The sequence below is a fragment of the Marinobacterium arenosum genome (assembly GCF_019795155.1).
Taxonomy (GTDB): Bacteria; Pseudomonadota; Gammaproteobacteria; order Pseudomonadales; family Balneatricaceae; genus Marinobacterium_C; species Marinobacterium_C arenosum.
Genome location: NZ_JAILYN010000024.1, coordinates 1 through 17,317, shown reverse-complemented (window position 1 = coordinate 17,317; position 17,317 = coordinate 1). Strand labels below are relative to the sequence as shown.

The following is a 17,317-nucleotide window of genomic DNA, read 5'->3' as shown; positions in this document are numbered from 1 at the left end:
CCGGCGATTTTCCCGACGAAAACCGGGCAGCGTAGCGGTTGATTTGTGTATTGAAATGAAAATACGTAGCATTTGCGTTCGTTTTTATTGGGGAAAGGATGCGATGTTTCCGAGGCTGCTTTACGGATTGCTGCTGACGATGATCGTCGGTGCGGCACAGGCCCGCCAGATTGCCGACGCCGGTGAAGGGCTGACCATCGAGGGACAACCCCAGCGAGTGGTGGTGCTGGAGTACTCCTTCCTTGATGCAGTGGTGCTGGCGGGCCTGAGCCCGGTCGGTATTGCCGACGACAACAATCCCGCTCGGATCCTGCCGGCGCTGCGCGAGCGGCTGGCCGACTACCGTTCGGTGGGGCTGCGCAGCCAGCCCAGTCTGGAGCTAATCGCCAGCCTGCAGCCGGATCTGATCATTGCCGACCTCAACCGTCACCAGGCGGTCTACCCGGCATTGCAACAGATCGCGCCGACCCTGCTACTGCCCAGCCGGGGCATCGAGTATTCGACCGTGCTCGATGAGCTGCTGACTATCGGCCAAGCGCTGGGCCGCGAAGCGCAGCTGCAGGCGCGGCTGGCCGAGCATGAACGGATTATGGATCGCTACCGCGAAACCCTGGCCCGCGACGAGAGCCTGCTGTTCGCGGTGGCCGGCGCCGGCGGCATGACGGTGCACGGTCCCAAGGCATTTGCCAGCGGGGTGATGAGGCGACTGGGGCTGCGTACCGCCACCCCGGAGCAGGCCGAACAGGCCTACATCAAGGTCAGCTTCGAACAGTTCGCGTACCTGAATCCGGACTGGCTGCTGCTGGGCGACTACCAGGCGGCGCAGGGGGGAGCCGAGTTCTTTCTCCGCTGGCAGCGACATCCACTCTGGTCCCATCTCAGCGCGGTAGATAAGCGGCAGCTGCGCCGGGTATCGCCCTATAGCTGGTCGCTGGCGCGCGGCTTGCTGGGCGCCGAACAGATCGCCGCAGACCTGCAGGAACAGTTGCGATGAAGCTGGCGAGCGCGATCAAAGCCGGCCAACCGGGCCAGTTCGGCTGGTTCGGCAGCACCGGCCTGGCTGTGTTGTTACTAGTGGTGGGAATACCGGCGGCGCTGTTGGGCGGCTCCAGCTTCCAGCTGGGGTTGGCCGAATTGAACGAGGCGCTGTTCGGCGATGCTCGGTCGCTGGCGGCGCAGTTGATCCTGACGGTGCGTCTGCCACGGGTGCTGGTGGCGGCACTGGTCGGCGCGGCGCTGGCGGTGGCCGGCGCGTTGATGCAGGGGATGACTCGCAATCCGCTGGCCTCGCCGGGCTTGTTCGGCATCAACGCCGGCGCCGCCTGTCTGCTGGTGCTGGTGCAGAGTGGCTTGCTGACCGGGCTGACCGGGCTGGCCGGGCTGAGCGAACTGCCATTGCTGCTGGTGACCGGCAGCGGCGCGGCGCTGGCCGGCGCACTGGTATTGCTGCTGGGCGGTGGCTGGTGCCGGCCGATCCACCCGGTCCGCCTGGTATTGGCCGGGGTGGCGGTCAGTGCGCTGCTGACCGCGCTGACCCGGACACTGTTGATCGTCGACGAACAGGCCCAGCAGGTGCTCGACTGGCTGGCCGGCTCGGTGGCCGAAACCGGTTGGCAGCAGTGGCACCAGCTCTGGCCCGGCGTTCTGCTGGGGCTGCTGGCGGCGCTGCTACTGGCTCAGCCGCTCAATCTACTGGCGCTGGGTGACGAGGCATCGGCCGGGCTGGGGCAGTCGCCGCAGCGGCTGCGGCTGCAGGTGGCGCTGGTGGTGATCCTGCTGGCCGCGTCGGCGGTGGCGGTCGCCGGTCCGGTCGCCTTCGTCGGTTTGCTGGTGCCGCACCTGTGTCGCGGCCTTGCCGGCGGCGACCACCGCCGGCTGCTGCCACTGGCAGCGCTGTTCGGTGCCGCGCTGATGGTCTGGGCCGATCTGATCTCCCGGCTGCTGGTGTTTCCGTCGGAGACGCCGGTCGGCATCGTCACCGCGCTGATCGGTGCGCCCGGTTTCCTGTGGTTGACCTGTCGTGGCAGGGGAGGTTTGGTATGAGTCAGCAACTGCGCTTATGGCTGCTGCTGCCGGTGTTGCTGCTGGCGGCGCTGGCCGGGCTCTGGTTGGGGGCGCTGGATCTGTCCACGGTTGGCCGTGGCGCCGAGCTGATCTTGACCGATTTCCGCTTGCCGCGGGTGCTGGTGGCGCTATTAGCCGGGGCCGGCTTGGGGTTGGCCGGCGCGCTGATCCAGGGGGTGGTACGCAATCCGCTGGCTTCACCGGACCTGCTCGGCGTCACCGCCGGGGCCGGCCTGGCCGCTACCGCGCTGCTGGTATTCTGGCCGGCGCTGCCGTTCGGCTGGCTGATCCCCGGCGCGATGGCCGGCGGCTGGCTGGCGATGCTGTTGCTGTTGTGGCTGGCGCGCGATCGGCAGTTGAATCCGGCCCGCTTGATCCTGATCGGCATCGCCTTGAACGCCTGGCTGGCGGCGCTGACCGATTGGTTGCTGGTCAGTCATCCGACCGGCATCGACGCGGCACTGGTCTGGCTGACCGGCAGCCTGTGGGGGCGCAGCTGGCCGCAACTCTGGTGGCTGCTGCCCTGGTTGCTGCTGTTGCTGCCGCTGACCTTGGCCCTGGCGCTGCGGCTGGACCTGCTGGCGCTGGGTGATGAAGCCGCCGAGGGGCTGGGCGCCGCCGTGATCCGTAGCCGCCGCCTGGCGCTGCTGTTGGCGGTGATGCTGGCGGCGGTCAGCGTGGCGGTCTGCGGTACGCTGAGCTTCGTCGGCCTGGTGGCGCCGCACTTGGCCCGCCTGCTGGTGGGCGCGGCCCATCGACGGCTGCTGCCGGCCAGCGCGATGCTCGGTGCGCTGCTGGTGCTGGTGGCGGATATCGCCGGCCGCAGCCTGGCGCCGCCGTTGGAGCTGCCGGCCGGTATTCTGACCGCGCTGATCGGCGCGCCCTATTTCCTGTTTCTTCTGACCCGATATCGAGGCTGGTAATGGCCTATCTGAGTATTGAAAATCTGCAGGTGGGCTATGCCGACCGCGTTATCCTGCCGCAGCTCTCGCTGCAGATCCCGCAGGGCAAGATCAGCGCGCTGATCGGCCCGAACGGTTGCGGTAAATCGACCCTGTTGAAGACCATCGCCCGTATCCTGGCACCTACCCAGGGGCGGGTGTTGCTGCAGGGCGACGACCTGCACCGGCTGGATACCCGCGCGGTGGCGCGCCGGCTGGCGTTGCTGCCGCAGGCGCCGATCACCCCGGACGGGGTCAGCTGCCGCGAGCTGGTCGGTTACGGCCGGGCGCCCTGGCGTTCGCGCTGGGGCCGGCTGTCGGCCGAGGATCGGCGGTTGGTCGACGAAGCCTTGCAGCAGGTGGGCCTGGCCGAGTTTGCCGACCGGCCGCTGGCGGCGCTGTCCGGCGGTCAACGCCAGCGGGCCTGGATCGCCATGACTCTGGCCCAGCAGACCGACCTGATCCTGCTGGACGAGCCGACCACCTGGCTCGATATCGCCCATCAGATCGAGCTGCTGACCCTGCTGCGACAGCTCAACCAGGCCGGCAAGACCATCGTGCTGGTGCTACATGATCTCAACCAGGCCTGCCGCTACTGCGACCAGCTGGTGGTGCTGCGCGACGGTCAACTGCAGGCCCAGGGCACCCCGCAGCAGGTGTTCACCGCCGGCCTGGTGCAGCAGGTGTTCGACCTGCCGGCCGAGATCCATCCCGACCCGGTGGCCGGCACGCCGCAACTGGTACCGGTGTGACTGTCTTTGTAATCGCTCTAGCGTAACAGACCGCTTGGTATGCCCCTTGGGTACCGAGGGCGACACCTTCGGCCCATACCAACCTGGTCGCGGTCAGAGCCCGCTGCTACCGGGCCGCACTTCGTAGCAGTCCGCTCCGAGGGTGACTCCTTCGGACCATACCAACCCTGTCGCGGTCGGAGCCCGCTGCTACCGGGCCGCGCTTTGTAGCAGTCCGCTCCGAGGACGACACCCACGAACTATGCCAGGCCAGTCGCGGTCAGAGCCCGCTGCTACCGGGCCGCACTTCGTAGCAACCCGTTCCGAGGGCGATTCCTTCGGACCATACCAACCCTGTCGCGGTCAGAGCCCGTTGCTACCGGGCCGCGCTTCGTAGCAGTCCGCTCCGAGGACGACTCCTTCGGGCCATACCAACCCTGTCGCGGTCAGAGCCCGCGGCTACGGACGCCGCACTTCGTAGCAGTCCGCTCCGAGGACGATTTCTTCGGACCATACCAACCCTGTCGCGGTCAGAGCCTGCGGCTACGGGCGCCGTACTTCGTAGCAGTCCGCTCCGAGGACGATTCCTTCAGACCACACCAACCCTGTCGCGGTCGGAGCCCGCTGCTACCGGGCCGCGCTTTGTAGCAGTCCGCTCCGAGGACGATTCCTTCGGACCATACCAACCCTGTCGCGGTCGGAGCCCGCGGCTACGGACGCCGTACTTCGTAGCAGTCCGCTCCGAAGGCGACTCCTTGGGGCCATACCAACCCTGTCGCGGTCAGAGCCTGCGGCTACGGGCGCCGTACTTCGTAGCAGTCCGCTCCGAGGACGATTCCTTCGGACCATACCAACCCTGTCGCGGTCAGAGCCCGCTGCTACGGGCGCCGTACTTCGTAGCAACCCGTTCCGAGGGCGATTCCTTCGGACCATACCAGCCTTGTCGCGGTCGGAGCCCGCTGCTACCGGGCCGCACTTCGTAGCAGTCCGCTCCGAGGACGATTCCTTCGGACCATACCAACCCTGTCGCGGTCAGAGCCCGCTGCTACCGGGCCGCACTTCGTAGCAGTCCGCTCCGAGGACGACACCCACGAACTATGCCAGGCCAGTCGCGGTCGGAGCCCGCTGCTACGGACGCCGTACTTCGTAGCAGTCCGCTCCGAGGACGACACCCACGAACTATGCCAGGCCAGTCGCGGTCGGAGCCCGCTGCTACCGGGCCGCGCTTTGTAGCAGTCCGCTCCGAGGACGACTCCTTGGGGCCATACTAACCCTGTCGCGGTCAGAGCCCGCTGCTATGGGCGCCGCGCTTTGTAGCAGTCCGCTCCGAGGGCGACTCCTTGGGGCCATACCAACCCTGTCGCGGTCGGAGCCCGCTGCTATGGGCGCCGCGCTTCGTAGCAGTCCGCTCCGAGGACGACACCCACGAACTATGCCAGGCCAGTCGCGGTCGGAGCCCGCTGCTATGGGCGCCGTACTTCGTAGCAGCTCGCTCCGAGGACGACTCCTTCGGACCACACCAGTCTTGTCGCGGTCAGAGCCCGCTGCTACCGGGCCGCGCTTTGTAGCAGTCCGCTTCGAGGACGACTCCTTCGGACCATACCAACCTGGTCGCGGTCAGGGCCCGCTGCTACGGGCGCCGCGCTTCGTAGCAGTCCGCTCGGCGGGCGACAGCTGAGTAGGGGTTGAACAAACAGGCTATTGATCAACCGGCTTCGACGGTCGGATCCGTTCGTCGCGGAGGTCCGCCTCGCCGCTGAGCCGCAGCACAGCCGCCCGGCACTGGTCGCGTAGCTTCAGCGCCCGTTGCCAGTCGTCGCGTTCGCGGCCGGGCTGCGCGGGCGGCGGTTCGATCGGTTGACCGACGGCAATGAGCAGCTGGCCTCGGCGCGGAAACCAACTGTCCGCGCGCATCATGCCACGGCTGCCGCGGATCGCCAGCGGCACCACCGGCAGCTCCTGCTGCACCGCGGTGACGAAGGCGCCGAGCTGGAATGGCAGCAGGCCGGAGATCCGGGTCAGCATCCCTTCGGCGAAATAGAGCAGTGGCGCATCCCGGCGGGCCTGCTCGGTCAGCCGGACAGCGTCCTCGGCGCCCTGGCGGCTGTCGAACCGCTCGACGAACTGGGCGTCGAGCCGACTCAGCAGGCCGGCAACCAGCCGTTTTTCTTTCAGCTCTCCCTTGGCGACAAAGCGCACCCGACGCGGCAGGAAACCGAGCAGCATGAAGCCGTCCAGGTAGCTGGCATGGTTGCAGACGAAAACGCAGGGCTGCTCAGGCGGTGGCAGTCGTTCGCCGCCGGTCAGCCGGACCGGCGTGGCGCTGAGCCGGGCCAGCGTTTTTACCGCACCGCGTAGCAGCGCCCAGCGCCGCTCTTTACCTGGCAGCAGTAGGAAGGGCGGCAGGGTCAGTAGTGCCAACAGGCTGAACAGTGCCCAGCCGTAGCCGGCAAAGGCGTATTCCGCGCTGCGGCGTTGCAGCTGGCGTAACTGGCCACGCAGACCGGCGCCCAGTAGCCGGCCGTACAGTTGCCAGCGTTGCGGGGCCGGCCGGTTCAGCTCACCCTGTTCGTAGAGCTGACGGCAGGCGGCGCGGCGCAATTTGCCGCTGGAGGTCTTCAGCAGCGTTCGGGGGGGGAGCAGCAGCACTTGGTCGGCCGGCATGCCGATCTGCTCGGTCGCCAGCTGGTTGATCGCCCGGCGCAGTTGCTGTTGCTGCGCCTCGTCCTGCTCGCGGCTCTCGGCCAGCACCACCAGTTGCTCGGTGCCGCTGTCGCGCTGATGGCCGCCGATCACCGCCACGCAGCCGCGGCGGATACCGTCCAGCTGGCTGATTGACTGCTCCAGTTCGGCCGGATGGATATTGCGGCCGGCGATGATGATCAGATCTTTCTGGCGGCCGGTCAGGAACAGTTCGCCGTCGGCGATATAGCCCAGGTCGCCGCTTTCCAGCCAGTCGCCATGGAACAGTGCCCGGGTCTGTTCCGGATTGCGGTAGTAGCCGGCGGTGGCCGATGGGCCGCGAAACTGCACCCGACCCTGGCGGCGGTCGGGCAGTTCGCGGTCGTCGCTGTCGACCACTCGCAACTGATGGCCGGACATAGGTCGGCCGCAGCTGGCCAGGGTCAATACCTCGCTGCTGTTGCCGGCCAACGGTTCGGCCACCTCCTCCGCCAGCAACCGCTGCCGGTCGATCCGGTCGTAGCGTGGCCCCCGCTGCAATGGCGGAAAGGTCAGCCCGACGGTGTTCTCCGCCAGCCCATACACCGGCATCATCGCCTGGCGGCGGAAACCGTGCCGGCCGAAACGCTGGCAGAAAGCCTCCAGGGTTGCCGGGCTGACCGCTTCGGCGCCGTTGAAGGCGCAACGCCAACTGCTCAGGTCGAGGCCGTCGAGATCGAGCGAGCCCAGCTGGCGCAGGCAGTGTTCGTAGCCGAAGTTGGGGGCGGCCGACAGGGTGCCGCGAAAACGGTGGATCGCTTCCAGCCAGCGCCGTGGCCGGGCGATAAAATCCAGCGGCGACATGATCACCAGCGGTGCGCCATGGTAGAGGCTGCCGAACCAGGCGCCGATCAGCCCCATGTCGTGGTATAGCGGCAGCCAGCTGACGAACAGGTCCTGCGAACTGGCCGCTACCGCCCGGCCCATCCCTCTGACGTTGTTCAGCAGGTTGGCGTGGCTCAGTATCACCCCCTTCGGATTGCCGGTACTGCCGGAGGTGTACTGCAGGAAGGCGGTCTGATGACTGCTGACCTTCGGTAAAGTCGTCGCGGAACTGGTCTTGTCGAGTTGCTCCGGGGTCACCAGTTGCAGCGGCTGGGCCAGCTGCAGCCGCAGTAGCCTGGCAAACGGCCGGGCCTGCGGGACGGTGATCAGCAGCCGGGCGCCGGCATTGTCGAGGATCGACAGGTGACGGCGCAGGTGGTCCTCCAGCTGATTAAGCCGTGCCGGCGGGTAGAGCGCGCAGGGGATGGCGCCGGCCAGCAGGATGCCGAAGAAGCAGCTGAAATAGTCGCGCCCGGTTGGCAGCATCAATGCCACCACCTGCTGTGGTTGCAGGCCTTGCTGCAGCAAGCCTGCGGCGATCCGGCCGGCTCCGTCCAGCAGCTGCCGATGGCTGATCGTCTCGCCGTCGTCATTATCCTGGTACAACCGGATATGGAGCCGGTCGGGATGCTGCGCCGCATGCCACTGAAGCACCTCCGGCAAGGTCTGAGCGCGCAGCGGTGTTTCGACAGTGTCGCAGGGCTCCGGCTCGGTGGCCTGCTCGAATACCGGGGTTGGTCGTTCGGCGCCGGCCCTATCTGCCGACTGCAGGGCACGCAGCAGGTCGCGCGGGCTTTCGGCGGAGGCCAGCAACTGATCGGACAGGCTGACGGTGAAGGTCTGTTCCAGCCGCAACAGCAGTTCCACCCGGGCCAGACTGTCGAAGGCGAAGTCGAGGTCGAGCGAGCTGTCCAGCCCCAGCCCCGGCGGCGGCGGGCTGTCGGGGTGCAGCTCGCGGGCCAGCTGGTAGAGACAGTGCATCAGCTGGGCGGCATGGTTGTGGCCGGCAGGCGGAACCGGGGACGCGCCGGAGCTGCCCCGCTCATCGGTCAAGGGTTACTCCTTGCTGGCAACAATCTTGCTCATGGCGTTGGCCAGTTCAATCGGCAGAGGGAACACGATGGTGCTGCTGTGCTCGCCGGCAATCTCGGTCAGTGTCTGCAGGTAGCGCAACTGCAGGGCTTGCGGCTGCTCGGACAGGATAGCGGCCGCCTCGCTCAGTTTCACCGAGGCTTCCAGCTCGCCGGTGGCGTGGATCACCTTGGCGCGCCGTTCACGCTCAGCTTCGGCCTGCTTGGCGATGGCGCGGATCATCGACTCGTTCAGGTCGACGTGTTTGATCTCGACATTGCTGACCTTGATCCCCCAGTCGTCGGTCTGCTGGTCGAGGATGGTCTGGATATCGCGGTTCAGAGCCTCGCGGGAGGCCAGCATCTCGTCCAGCTCATGCTGGCCCAGTACCGAACGCAGGGTGGTCTGCGCCAGCTGACTGGTGGCGTCGTGGAAATTTTCCACGTTGATGATCGCCTTCTGCGAATCGACCACCCGGTAGTAGATCACCGCGTTGACCTTGACCGACACGTTGTCGCGCGAGATCACGTCCTGGGTCGGCACGTCCATCACCACGGTGCGGATATCGACCCGCACCATCGCCTGGATCAGCGGGATCACGATGATCAGGCCGGGGCCCTTGACCCTGTAAAAGCGACCGAGCATGAAGATCACCCCGCGCTCGTACTCGCGCAGGATGCGGAAGGTACTGATCAGCAACGCCAGTATCAAGGCACCGAGCGTCATATAGAAGTAGAAGGTGATCATGGTGGTTCCTCCGGCGATAGTTGTCCCTGTTTGCTGACCTCCAGTACCAATCCGTTGACTGCAACCACGGTGACGGTTTCTCCCCGCTGTACCTGGCCGGTGCAACGGGCATTCCAGATTTCGCCATTGAGCTGGACCTTGCCCTGACCGTGGAAGTTGTCCAGCGCCACGGCCGGCTGTCCGACCAGCGTCTGCACCCCGCTGACCAGTACCCCTTTGCGCGCCTTCAACGCCAACGCCAGGACGAGCAGGCAGACCCCGGCGGTAAACAGGGTGAAGGCGGCGATGATCGGCAGCGCGATCTGGAAGCCCGGCAGCTCGGTATCGATCAGCATCACCGAGCCGACCGCGAAGGCCACCACCCCGCCGAAGCCGAACACCCCGAAGCTGGGCGACAGGGCTTCAGTAATCATCAGGCCGATGCCGAGTGCTATCAGTGCCAGCCCGGCATAGCTGATCGGCAGCAGCTGCAGCGCGTACAGCGCGGTGATCAGGCAGATGCCGCCGACGATGCCGGGCAGCCCCATGCCGGGGTTGTAGAACTCCATCAACAGGCCGTAGATGCCCAGCAGCATCAGGATATAGGCGACATTGGGGTTGGTGATGGTGCTGAGGAAGCGGTGCCGCCAATCGGGGATGATCTCGACCAGCTGAGTGTTGCCGGTCTGCAGCCGGTAGTCGCGGTCACGCACCTGGACCACCCGGCCGTCGATCTTGTCTAGCAGGTCGTTGATGTCGTTGGCGACCAGGTCGATCACGTTCATTTCCAGCGCCTTGTCGGCTTCCAGGCTGGCCGCCTCGCGTACCGCCTGCTCGGCCCAGTCGGCATTGCGGTCGTGCAGTGCCGCCAGGCCGCGGATATACGCGATGGCATCGTTCATGATCTTCTTCTGCAGGGCCTGGGCGGAGGAGGCTGGTGGCTGCTCCTTGTCGCCCTGCTTATCGTCCGAGGGCGCTTGGGGGGGCTGCGGCGTGCCCGGCATGCCGATCTGTACCGGCGTGGCGGCGCCGAGGTTGGTTGCCGGCGCCATCGCCGCAATATGGCTGGCCAGCAGCAGGTAGGTGCCGGCGCTGGCGGCGCGGGCGCCCTTCGGATAGACGAAGGTGGCGACCGGCATCTGGGCGTCGATGATCTGGTGGATCATTGCCCGCATCGAGGTGTCCAGGCCGCCGGGAGTGTCCATGGTCAGAATCAGCAGGTGGACCCCCTGTTCGCCGGCATCCCTGATCGTGCGCTCCAGCAGGTCGCTGATTGCTGGGCCGATCACGCCTTCGATACGCAACTGCCAGACGGTATTGGGCAAAGCAGCCTCGGCCGCCGGTGCAGCGCTCTGGGCCGGTGGTGCCTCAGTCTGGACCGGTGTCTGGGCCGGTGTCAGGCCGGCCAGCAGGCCGATGACCAGTGTCAGGGCTGTCAGGCTTTGTAGCAGGGTTCGGGTGATTGTCGCCACGGGCTTTCACTATGTATCACCAGTTGTACGCTAAGCATAGTACAGGCCGCATCTGTGCCACCGGGTGAATCGAAATGTCCCTTCGCGCTGTCCGGGAGCCCCATAGCCTTGGGCTATCCATCGGATAATCAAAGTCAATTTAGTTAACGGGTAGGCGGCTTCCTAAGCTGATCATGACGGCTTTGGTTAAAAATTAATCAGCATGGCCGGGCTTTGATCAACCAGAGGAGACACGCCATGTCACTCAAAGGTAGCAGGACCGAACAGAACCTGAAGGATGCCTTTGCCGGTGAATCCCAGGCCAACCGCCGTTACCTCTATTTCGCCGCCAAGGCCGATGTGGAGGGCTATAACGACGTGTCGGCGGTGTTCCGCTCCACAGCGGAAGGCGAGACCGGCCATGCCCACGGCCACCTGGACTACCTGGCCGAGGTAGGCGACCCGGTCACCGGGCTGCCGATCGGTGCCACCGGCGACAACCTGAAATCAGCTATCGCCGGGGAGACCTACGAGTACACCGATATGTACCCGGGTATGGCGAAAGAGGCGCGCGACGAGGGGTTCGACGAGATCGCCGACTGGTTCGAGACGCTGGCGAAGGCGGAGCGCAGTCACGCCAACCGTTTCCAGAAGGCACTCGACGCACTCGACTGATCCACAAGCCGCCGGCGGCCTGCGAGGGCCGCCGGTGTTGCCGATAGTAACGGCGGAGCAGGCGCTATGAGCAGCGACAAGAAAAACCGCGAGGGCGGTCTGGACGCGCCGACCCGTCACCCGCTCGACTGGCAGAATGAGCAGTTCTACGACCGCCAGTCGCTGGATGCCGAGCTGGAACGGGTGTTCGATATCTGCCATGGCTGCCGCCGCTGCGTCAGCTTGTGCGACACCTTTCCGACCCTGTTCGAGCTGGTCGACAATTCCGCCACTCTGGAGATCGACGGCGTCGCCAAGGCGGATTATCAGCAGGTGATCGACCAGTGCTACCTGTGCGATCTCTGCTACATGACCAAGTGCCCCTATGTACCGCCGCATGAGTGGAATGTCGACTTTCCGCACCTGATGCTGCGCGGCAAGGCGGCTCATTTCAAAGAGCAGGGCGCGTCCCTGCGCGACCGGCTGCTGACCAGCACCGATGCGGTCGCCAGGATGGCGACCATCCCGCTGCTGGATATCACCGTCAATGCACTGAACCGGAACAAGCCGGCCCGCAAGGCGCTGGAGAAGACCCTCGGCGTGGCGGCCGATGCGCCGCTGCCGGAGTATCACCGCGATAGCCTGCATAAGCGCGGCCGGCATTTATTCACGCCGGTCGATGTGCAGCCGGGCGAGCGAACCCGCGGTCGGGTGGCGCTGTTCGCCACCTGCTACGGCAACTACAACAGCCCGCAGATCGGTGAGGACCTGATCCGGGTGTTCCAGCACAACGGCATCGAGATGCGACTGGCCGACAAGCAGCGTTGCTGCGGCATGCCGAAGCTGGAGCTGGGCGACCTGGACAGCGTCAAGCGGGCCCGCGACGCCAACATCCCGCGGCTGGCGGCGCTGGTGGACGAGGGCTACGATCTGACCGCGCCGATGCCCTCCTGCGTACTGATGTTCAAGCGCGAGCTGCCGCTGATGTTCCCCGGCGATGCCGAGGTGGCCAAGGTCGCCGCGGCGTTCTTCGATCCGTTCGAATACCTCTGGCTGCGCCACAAGGATGGCCTGTTGATGACCGACTTCCAGCAGGGGCTGGGCAATATCAGCTACCACGTGGCCTGCCACCTGCGGGTGCAGAATGTCGGCCTGAAGGCGCGTGACCTGTTGCAGCTGGTGCCAGATACCCGGGTCGAGGCGATCGAGCGCTGCTCGGGCCACGACGGCACCTACGGGGTACGCAGCGAAACCCGCACGCGGTCGGTCAAGATCGCCAGACTGGTGGTGCGCAAGATCGATCAACAGCAGGCCGATCATCTGGCCAGCGATTGCCCGATGGCGGCCAACCACCTGGCCAGCCTGGCCGAGGGGAAGCGTCCGCCGATGCATCCGATCACCCTGTTACGGCAGGCCTACGGCCTGTAAGGAGCCCTGACATGACGCCGTTGAAGCGTAGCGATCTCTGGTCGCTGGAAGTCTACGCCGGGGCCCGGCCGGAATTCCGCCGCCGGGTGATGGCGCACAAGCGCGATCGCCAGCTGTCCTTGGGCGAGCATGTGCGGCTGCTGTTCGAAGACAGGTTGACCATCCATTACCAGATACAGGAGATGTTGCGGGTGGAGCGGATCTTCGAAGCGGCGGCGATACAGGATGAGCTGGACGCCTACAACCCGCTGATCCCCGACGGCGACAACTGGAAGGCGACCATGCTGATCGAATATGCCGATGTGACCGAGCGCAGGCTGGCGCTGGCTCGCTTGATCGGTATCGAACGCTCTGTCTGGCTGCGGGTCGGCGACGGGGCGCCGATCCGGCCGATCGCCGACGAGGACCTGGCGCGGGAAACCGCCGACAAGACCTCCAGCGTGCACTTTCTGCGTTTCCAGCTGGCGCCGGAGCAGCTGTGCGCGTTACACGATGGCGCGGCGCTGCATGCCGGCATCGACCACCCCGACTACCGGGTGGCACTGGTATTGGTCGAGGGCGCGCTGCGCCAGGCGTTACTGGACGATCTGGCTTGAAAGCTACAGCAGCAAGTTTTAAGCCGCAAGCAGCGCCATGCTTGCGGCTTATCGCTTAGCGCTCTTCCGTCAAATAGCGTGCATGGAACTGCAGGTGGTCGTCGATAAAGCTGCTGATGAAGTAGTAGCTGTGGTCGTAACCCGGGTGCATCCGCAGAGTCAGCGGCTGTTCGTTGGCGGTGCAGGCGTGCTGCAGCGCTTCCGGGCGCAGCTGTTCGCTGAGGAACTCGTCGTCGCCGCCCTGGTCGACCAGCAACGGCAATGACTGCTTGGCCTGGCGCATCAGCAGGCTGGCGTCCCACTGTTTCCACTTCGTGCGGTCTTCACCCAGGTAGCCTCTGAACGCTTTCTGTCCCCAGGAGCACTCGGTCGGGTTGCTGATCGGTGCAAAGGCGCTGACCGAGCAGTAACGCTCGGGGTTCTTCAGCGCACAGATCAGCGCGCCGTGGCCGCCCATCGAGTGGCCGCTGATTGCCCGCTTGCCGTTGAACGGCAGTTCCGCCTCCACCAGCGCCGGCAGCTCGCTGCTGACATAATCGTACATCCGGTAGTGCTCGGCCCAGGGCTGCTCGGTGGCGTTGATGTAGAAACCGGCACCGGAGCCGAAATCGTAGCTGTCATGCTCGCCGGGCAGCTCGGTGCCGCGCGGGCTGGTGTCCGGGCAGACGATCGCCAGCCCCAGTTCGGCGGCGGTGCGGAAGGCGCCCGCCTTCTGGCAGAAGTTCTCGTCGGTGCAGGTCAGGCCGGACAGCCAGTAGAGAAACGGCACCGGGCCCTCTTCGACCTGCGGCGGCAGGTAGACGGCAAACACCATCTCGCAGTTCAGTGCCTTGGAGCGGTGGCGATAGCGCTGCAGCCAGCCGCCGAACGCCTTGTTCTTGCTGATAAGTTCGATAGACATAGCGAAATTCCAGAGTCGCCCGGCAGGCCGTTGGCCGGCCCGCCGGGCAGGTGATCAGAACAATACGACGGAGCGGATGCTCTTGCCCTCATGCATCAGGTCGAAGGCCTTGTTGATATCCTCCAGCCCCATGGTGTGGGTGACGAAATCGTCGATCTTGATATCGCCCTTCATGTAACGCTCAACGTAGTCCGGCAGCTGGCTGCGCCCCTTGACGCCGCCGAAGGCGGTGCCGCGCCAGACCCGGCCGGTGACCAGCTGGAACGGCCGGGTGCTGATCTCCTGGCCGGCACCGGCCACGCCGATGATCACCGATTCGCCCCAGCCCTTGTGGCAGCATTCCAGCGCCGAACGCATCAGGTGGGTGTTGCCGATACATTCGAACGAGTAGTCGACGCCGCCGTCGGTCAGCTCGACGATCACGTCCTGGATCGGGGCGTCGTAGTTCTTCGGGTTGACGAAGTCGGTGGCGCCCAGCATCCGGGCCATCTCGAATTTGTCTTCGTTGATATCGATGGCGATGATCCGTTCCGCCTTGGCCAGCACCGCGCCCTGGATCACGCTCAGGCCGATGCCGCCGAGACCGAAGACCGCCACGGTCGAGCCCGGCTCAACCTTGGCGGTGTTCAGCACCGCGCCGATACCGGTGGTGACGCCGCAGCCGAGCAGGCAGACCTTGTCCAGCGGTGCTTCTTTGCTGATCTTGGCGACGGCGATCTCCGGCATCACGCTGTATTCGGAGAAGGTCGAGGTGCCCATGTAGTGGTAGATGGTCTGGCCGTTCAGCGAGAAACGGCTGGTACCGTCCGGCATCAGCCCCTGGCCCTGGGTGGCGCGGATCGCCTGACACAGGTTGGTCTTACCGGATTTGCAGAATTTGCACTCGCCGCACTCCGGGGTGTACAGCGGAATCACGTGATCGCCCGGCTTGACGCTGGTGACGCCCGGACCGACCTCTTCGACGATACCGCCACCCTCGTGGCCGAGGATGGTCGGGAAGATCCCCTCCGGGTCTTCGCCGGACAGGGTAAAGGCGTCGGTGTGGCAGACGCCGGTGGCGACCATCCGTACCAGGACTTCGCCGGCTTTCGGTCCCTGAACGTCCACTTCTTCGATGGTCAGCGGTTTGCCCGCTGCCCAGGCGACGGCTGCGCGTGATTTCATGTCTAAGTCTCCTGTGCTGTCGCCACTGTGCGGCGCTTCAATTCTACTGAGCCTGAAGTCTAGTGCATCGGCGGAAATCGGATATATAGTGCTGCTGAGCAAAGAGTTTTGCACAGGAGCAATAATGAGTCGTTGGGATGGCCTCGAGGCCTTCGTCCAGGTGGTGCGCCTCGGCACCCTGTCCGCCGCCGCTCGTGAACTGCAGGTGTCCACCTCCCATATCAGCCGGCTGATCAACCGGTTGGAAGACCGGCTGGGTGCCCAGCTACTGGTGCGTACCACCCGCAACGTGCGGCCGACCGAGGTAGGGCAGGCGTATTTTGAACAATGTCAGCAGCTGCTGGCCGGGCTGACCGGTGCCGAGCAGCAGGTGCGCGATTACCAGCGCTCACCGAGCGGCCTGCTGCGGCTGAGTTGCGGCACGGTGTTCGGCGAGCGCTATATCGCGCCGTTGGTCAATGACTTCATCTGTCAGCATCCGGGGCTGCAGTTGGACCTGCACCTGAGCAACCGGATGGTCGATCTGGTACAGGACGGCTACGATTTGGCGATCCGCATGGGGCTGTTGCGCGATTCCACGCTGGTGGCGCGCAGGCTCTGCGAGCGGCGTGAATATATTGTTGCCTCACCCGACTACCTGGCCCGCCATGGCGAGCCGAAGACGGTGGCCGATCTGACCAGCCACAACTGCCTGATCGGTTCCAATGAATATTGGCGCATCCGCCTGGACGGTAGCGTTCGTGAATTGAGGGTGCGCGGCGGCTGGCGAGCCAATGCCGGCAGCGCGATTCTGGATGCTGCGCTGAAGGGGATCGGCATCGCCCAACTGCCGGACTACTACGTCGACGGTCACCTGGCCAGCGGTGCCCTGCAGCGGCTGCTGGTGACAGCCGAGATCGACGACGCGGCGGTCTGGGCGGTCTATCCGAAAAGCCGTCATCTGTCGCCCAAGGTGCGTCTGTTGGTGGACTATCTACAGCAGCGCTTCGCCGCCGGATTGCCCTGGCAGCAATCATCGGACAGGGAAAACGGAGGCTCACTACGGGTGGGGTCGCACAAGTGAATATAGAGGGGCAGATTTTGCAAGCAGATCGGCGCAATGCTGTTATGATGGGCCTATAGACTTTGGTAGGGGGAATAGGCCCTGCCGGAGGCGGCATATTCCTGAATGAATGATGTTGGAGATTGATCGGACATGGCAAAAGAGCAGTTCGAAACCCTCAAGGAAATGGGCATTGAGGATGTTCATGACATCGAAAAGTACAACTCCCGTACTGAAGGTGATACGGATATCCTCAAGATCTACTTCCACCGCCACCAGGGCGAGTGGTTTGCCAAGAGCAAGAAGTTCAAGTTCAAGCGTCTGCACAAGAATGTGAAGGTTAACGAGGGGCTGGTGCCTTACCGCGCCACCACCGAGTCTTCGCCATACTTCCTGCGCGCAGTGACCGAGCTGGACAAGCTGGTGACCGAGGAGAAAACCACCCAGACCCGCAAGGAGGTCCTGATCGAAGAGCTGGATCACCTGGAAAAAGTGGTTGCCCGCAAGTTGGAAGACCTCCGTCGCCAGATCGACGAACTCTAAGTTCGCGTTTCTTACGTACCCTGACCGATCGCCCGCGGTACCCAAGGGGCATGCCAAGCGAGCTGCTACAAAGCTCCCTGCTCCCGTAGCAGCCCGCTCCGAGGGCGACACCGTCGGACCGTGCCAAGGCCTGTCGCGGTCAGAGCCCGCTGCTACGGACGCCGTACTCCGTAGCAGTCCGCTTCGAGGGCGACACCTTCGGACTGTGCCAAGGCCTGTCGCGGTCAGAGCCCGCTGCTACGGACGCCGTACTCCGTAGCAGTCCGCTTCGAGGGCGACACCTTCGGACCATGCCAACCTGTCGCGGTCAGAGCCCGCTGCTACGGACGCCGTACTCCGTAGATACCATCTCTCGATTCCGGCCACAACGGCCTTTTACGGCAGTTGTGGTTGGAATTCTTGCTGGTTTTTCACCACACCGAAACAGATGTGTACCAGCTTGCGCATGGCGGCGCCCAG

The 17,317-nt window shown here is 65.0% G+C and carries 14 protein-coding genes; 9 read left to right on the top strand and 5 right to left on the bottom strand.

Going from position 1 to position 17,317, the window contains the following annotated elements; translation table 11 throughout:
• Window positions 1-103: 103 nt before the first annotated feature.
• The 4 genes from K6T12_RS12190 to fecE are packed head-to-tail and all read left to right on the top strand — an operon-like array spanning window position 104 to window position 3,757.
• Window positions 104-994 carry an ABC transporter substrate-binding protein gene (locus K6T12_RS12190; RefSeq protein ID WP_222222868.1) on the top strand — a complete coding sequence of 297 codons (891 nt, stop codon included), beginning with the start codon at window positions 104-106 and terminating at the stop codon, window positions 992-994.
• A complete protein-coding gene (locus K6T12_RS12185; RefSeq protein ID WP_222222866.1) occupies window positions 991-2,043 on the top strand; it encodes a FecCD family ABC transporter permease in 1,053 nt (350 codons plus the stop codon). The genes K6T12_RS12190 and K6T12_RS12185 overlap by 4 nt, the downstream gene beginning before the upstream one ends.
• Window positions 2,040-2,987 (top strand): iron chelate uptake ABC transporter family permease subunit, encoded by a 948-nt coding sequence (locus tag K6T12_RS12180; RefSeq protein WP_222222864.1) that lies wholly within the window; start codon window positions 2,040-2,042, stop codon window positions 2,985-2,987. The genes K6T12_RS12185 and K6T12_RS12180 overlap by 4 nt, the downstream gene beginning before the upstream one ends.
• Window positions 2,987-3,757 (top strand): Fe(3+) dicitrate ABC transporter ATP-binding protein FecE, encoded by a 771-nt coding sequence (gene fecE, locus K6T12_RS12175; protein WP_222222862.1) that lies wholly within the window; start codon window positions 2,987-2,989, stop codon window positions 3,755-3,757. Before K6T12_RS12180 ends, fecE begins: the two co-directional genes overlap by 1 nt.
• Window positions 3,758-5,434: 1,677 nt before the next feature.
• Here the strand turns inward: fecE and K6T12_RS12170 are convergent.
• The 3 genes from K6T12_RS12170 to K6T12_RS12160 are packed head-to-tail and all read right to left on the bottom strand — an operon-like array spanning window position 5,435 to window position 10,551.
• Window positions 5,435-8,335 (bottom strand): AMP-binding protein, encoded by a 2,901-nt coding sequence (locus K6T12_RS12170; RefSeq protein WP_222222860.1) that lies wholly within the window; start codon window positions 8,333-8,335, stop codon window positions 5,435-5,437.
• 3 nt (window positions 8,336-8,338) lie between these two features.
• Complete coding sequence (locus tag K6T12_RS12165; protein WP_222222858.1) at window positions 8,339-9,100, bottom strand: slipin family protein; 762 nt, start codon at window positions 9,098-9,100, stop codon at window positions 8,339-8,341.
• Entirely contained in the window at window positions 9,097-10,551 is a 1,455-nt protein-coding gene (locus tag K6T12_RS12160) for an NfeD family protein (protein ID WP_315853603.1), read from the bottom strand. Before K6T12_RS12160 ends, K6T12_RS12165 begins: the two co-directional genes overlap by 4 nt.
• Window positions 10,552-10,788: 237 nt before the next feature.
• Between K6T12_RS12160 and K6T12_RS12155 the strand changes: the two genes are divergently transcribed.
• The 3 genes from K6T12_RS12155 to K6T12_RS12145 all read left to right on the top strand — a co-directional run bounded on the left by K6T12_RS12155 (window position 10,789) and on the right by K6T12_RS12145 (window position 13,208).
• Window positions 10,789-11,205, top strand: a complete 417-nt coding sequence (locus K6T12_RS12155; protein ID WP_222222856.1) for a rubrerythrin family protein — start codon at window positions 10,789-10,791, stop codon at window positions 11,203-11,205.
• A 66-nt stretch (window positions 11,206-11,271) separates the two neighbouring features.
• Window positions 11,272-12,612: a heterodisulfide reductase-related iron-sulfur binding cluster gene (locus tag K6T12_RS12150; protein ID WP_222222854.1), complete on the top strand. Its 1,341-nt coding sequence runs from the start codon at window positions 11,272-11,274 to the stop codon at window positions 12,610-12,612.
• A gap of 11 nt (window positions 12,613-12,623) precedes the next feature.
• Window positions 12,624-13,208 (top strand): DUF3501 family protein, encoded by a 585-nt coding sequence (locus K6T12_RS12145; protein WP_222222852.1) that lies wholly within the window; start codon window positions 12,624-12,626, stop codon window positions 13,206-13,208.
• Window positions 13,209-13,263: 55 nt separating this feature from the next.
• On the opposite strand, the gene fghA is transcribed toward K6T12_RS12145, so the two are convergent.
• Complete coding sequence (gene fghA, locus K6T12_RS12140) at window positions 13,264-14,109, bottom strand: S-formylglutathione hydrolase (protein WP_255611698.1); 846 nt, start codon at window positions 14,107-14,109, stop codon at window positions 13,264-13,266.
• Between the two features lie 54 nt (window positions 14,110-14,163).
• On the bottom strand, window positions 14,164-15,273 hold the full coding sequence (locus K6T12_RS12135) for an S-(hydroxymethyl)glutathione dehydrogenase/class III alcohol dehydrogenase (RefSeq protein ID WP_222222850.1): 1,110 nt from the start codon (window positions 15,271-15,273) through the stop codon (window positions 14,164-14,166).
• Window positions 15,274-15,397: 124 nt separating this feature from the next.
• On the opposite strand from K6T12_RS12135, the gene K6T12_RS12130 reads away from it, so the two are divergent.
• Together K6T12_RS12130 and K6T12_RS12125 are read left to right on the top strand one after the other, a co-directional pair.
• A complete protein-coding gene (locus K6T12_RS12130) occupies window positions 15,398-16,336 on the top strand; it encodes a LysR substrate-binding domain-containing protein (protein WP_222222848.1) in 939 nt (312 codons plus the stop codon).
• A gap of 132 nt (window positions 16,337-16,468) precedes the next feature.
• On the top strand, window positions 16,469-16,858 hold the full coding sequence (locus tag K6T12_RS12125) for a DUF3461 family protein (protein WP_222222846.1): 390 nt from the start codon (window positions 16,469-16,471) through the stop codon (window positions 16,856-16,858).
• Window positions 16,859-17,317 lie beyond the last annotated feature (459 nt).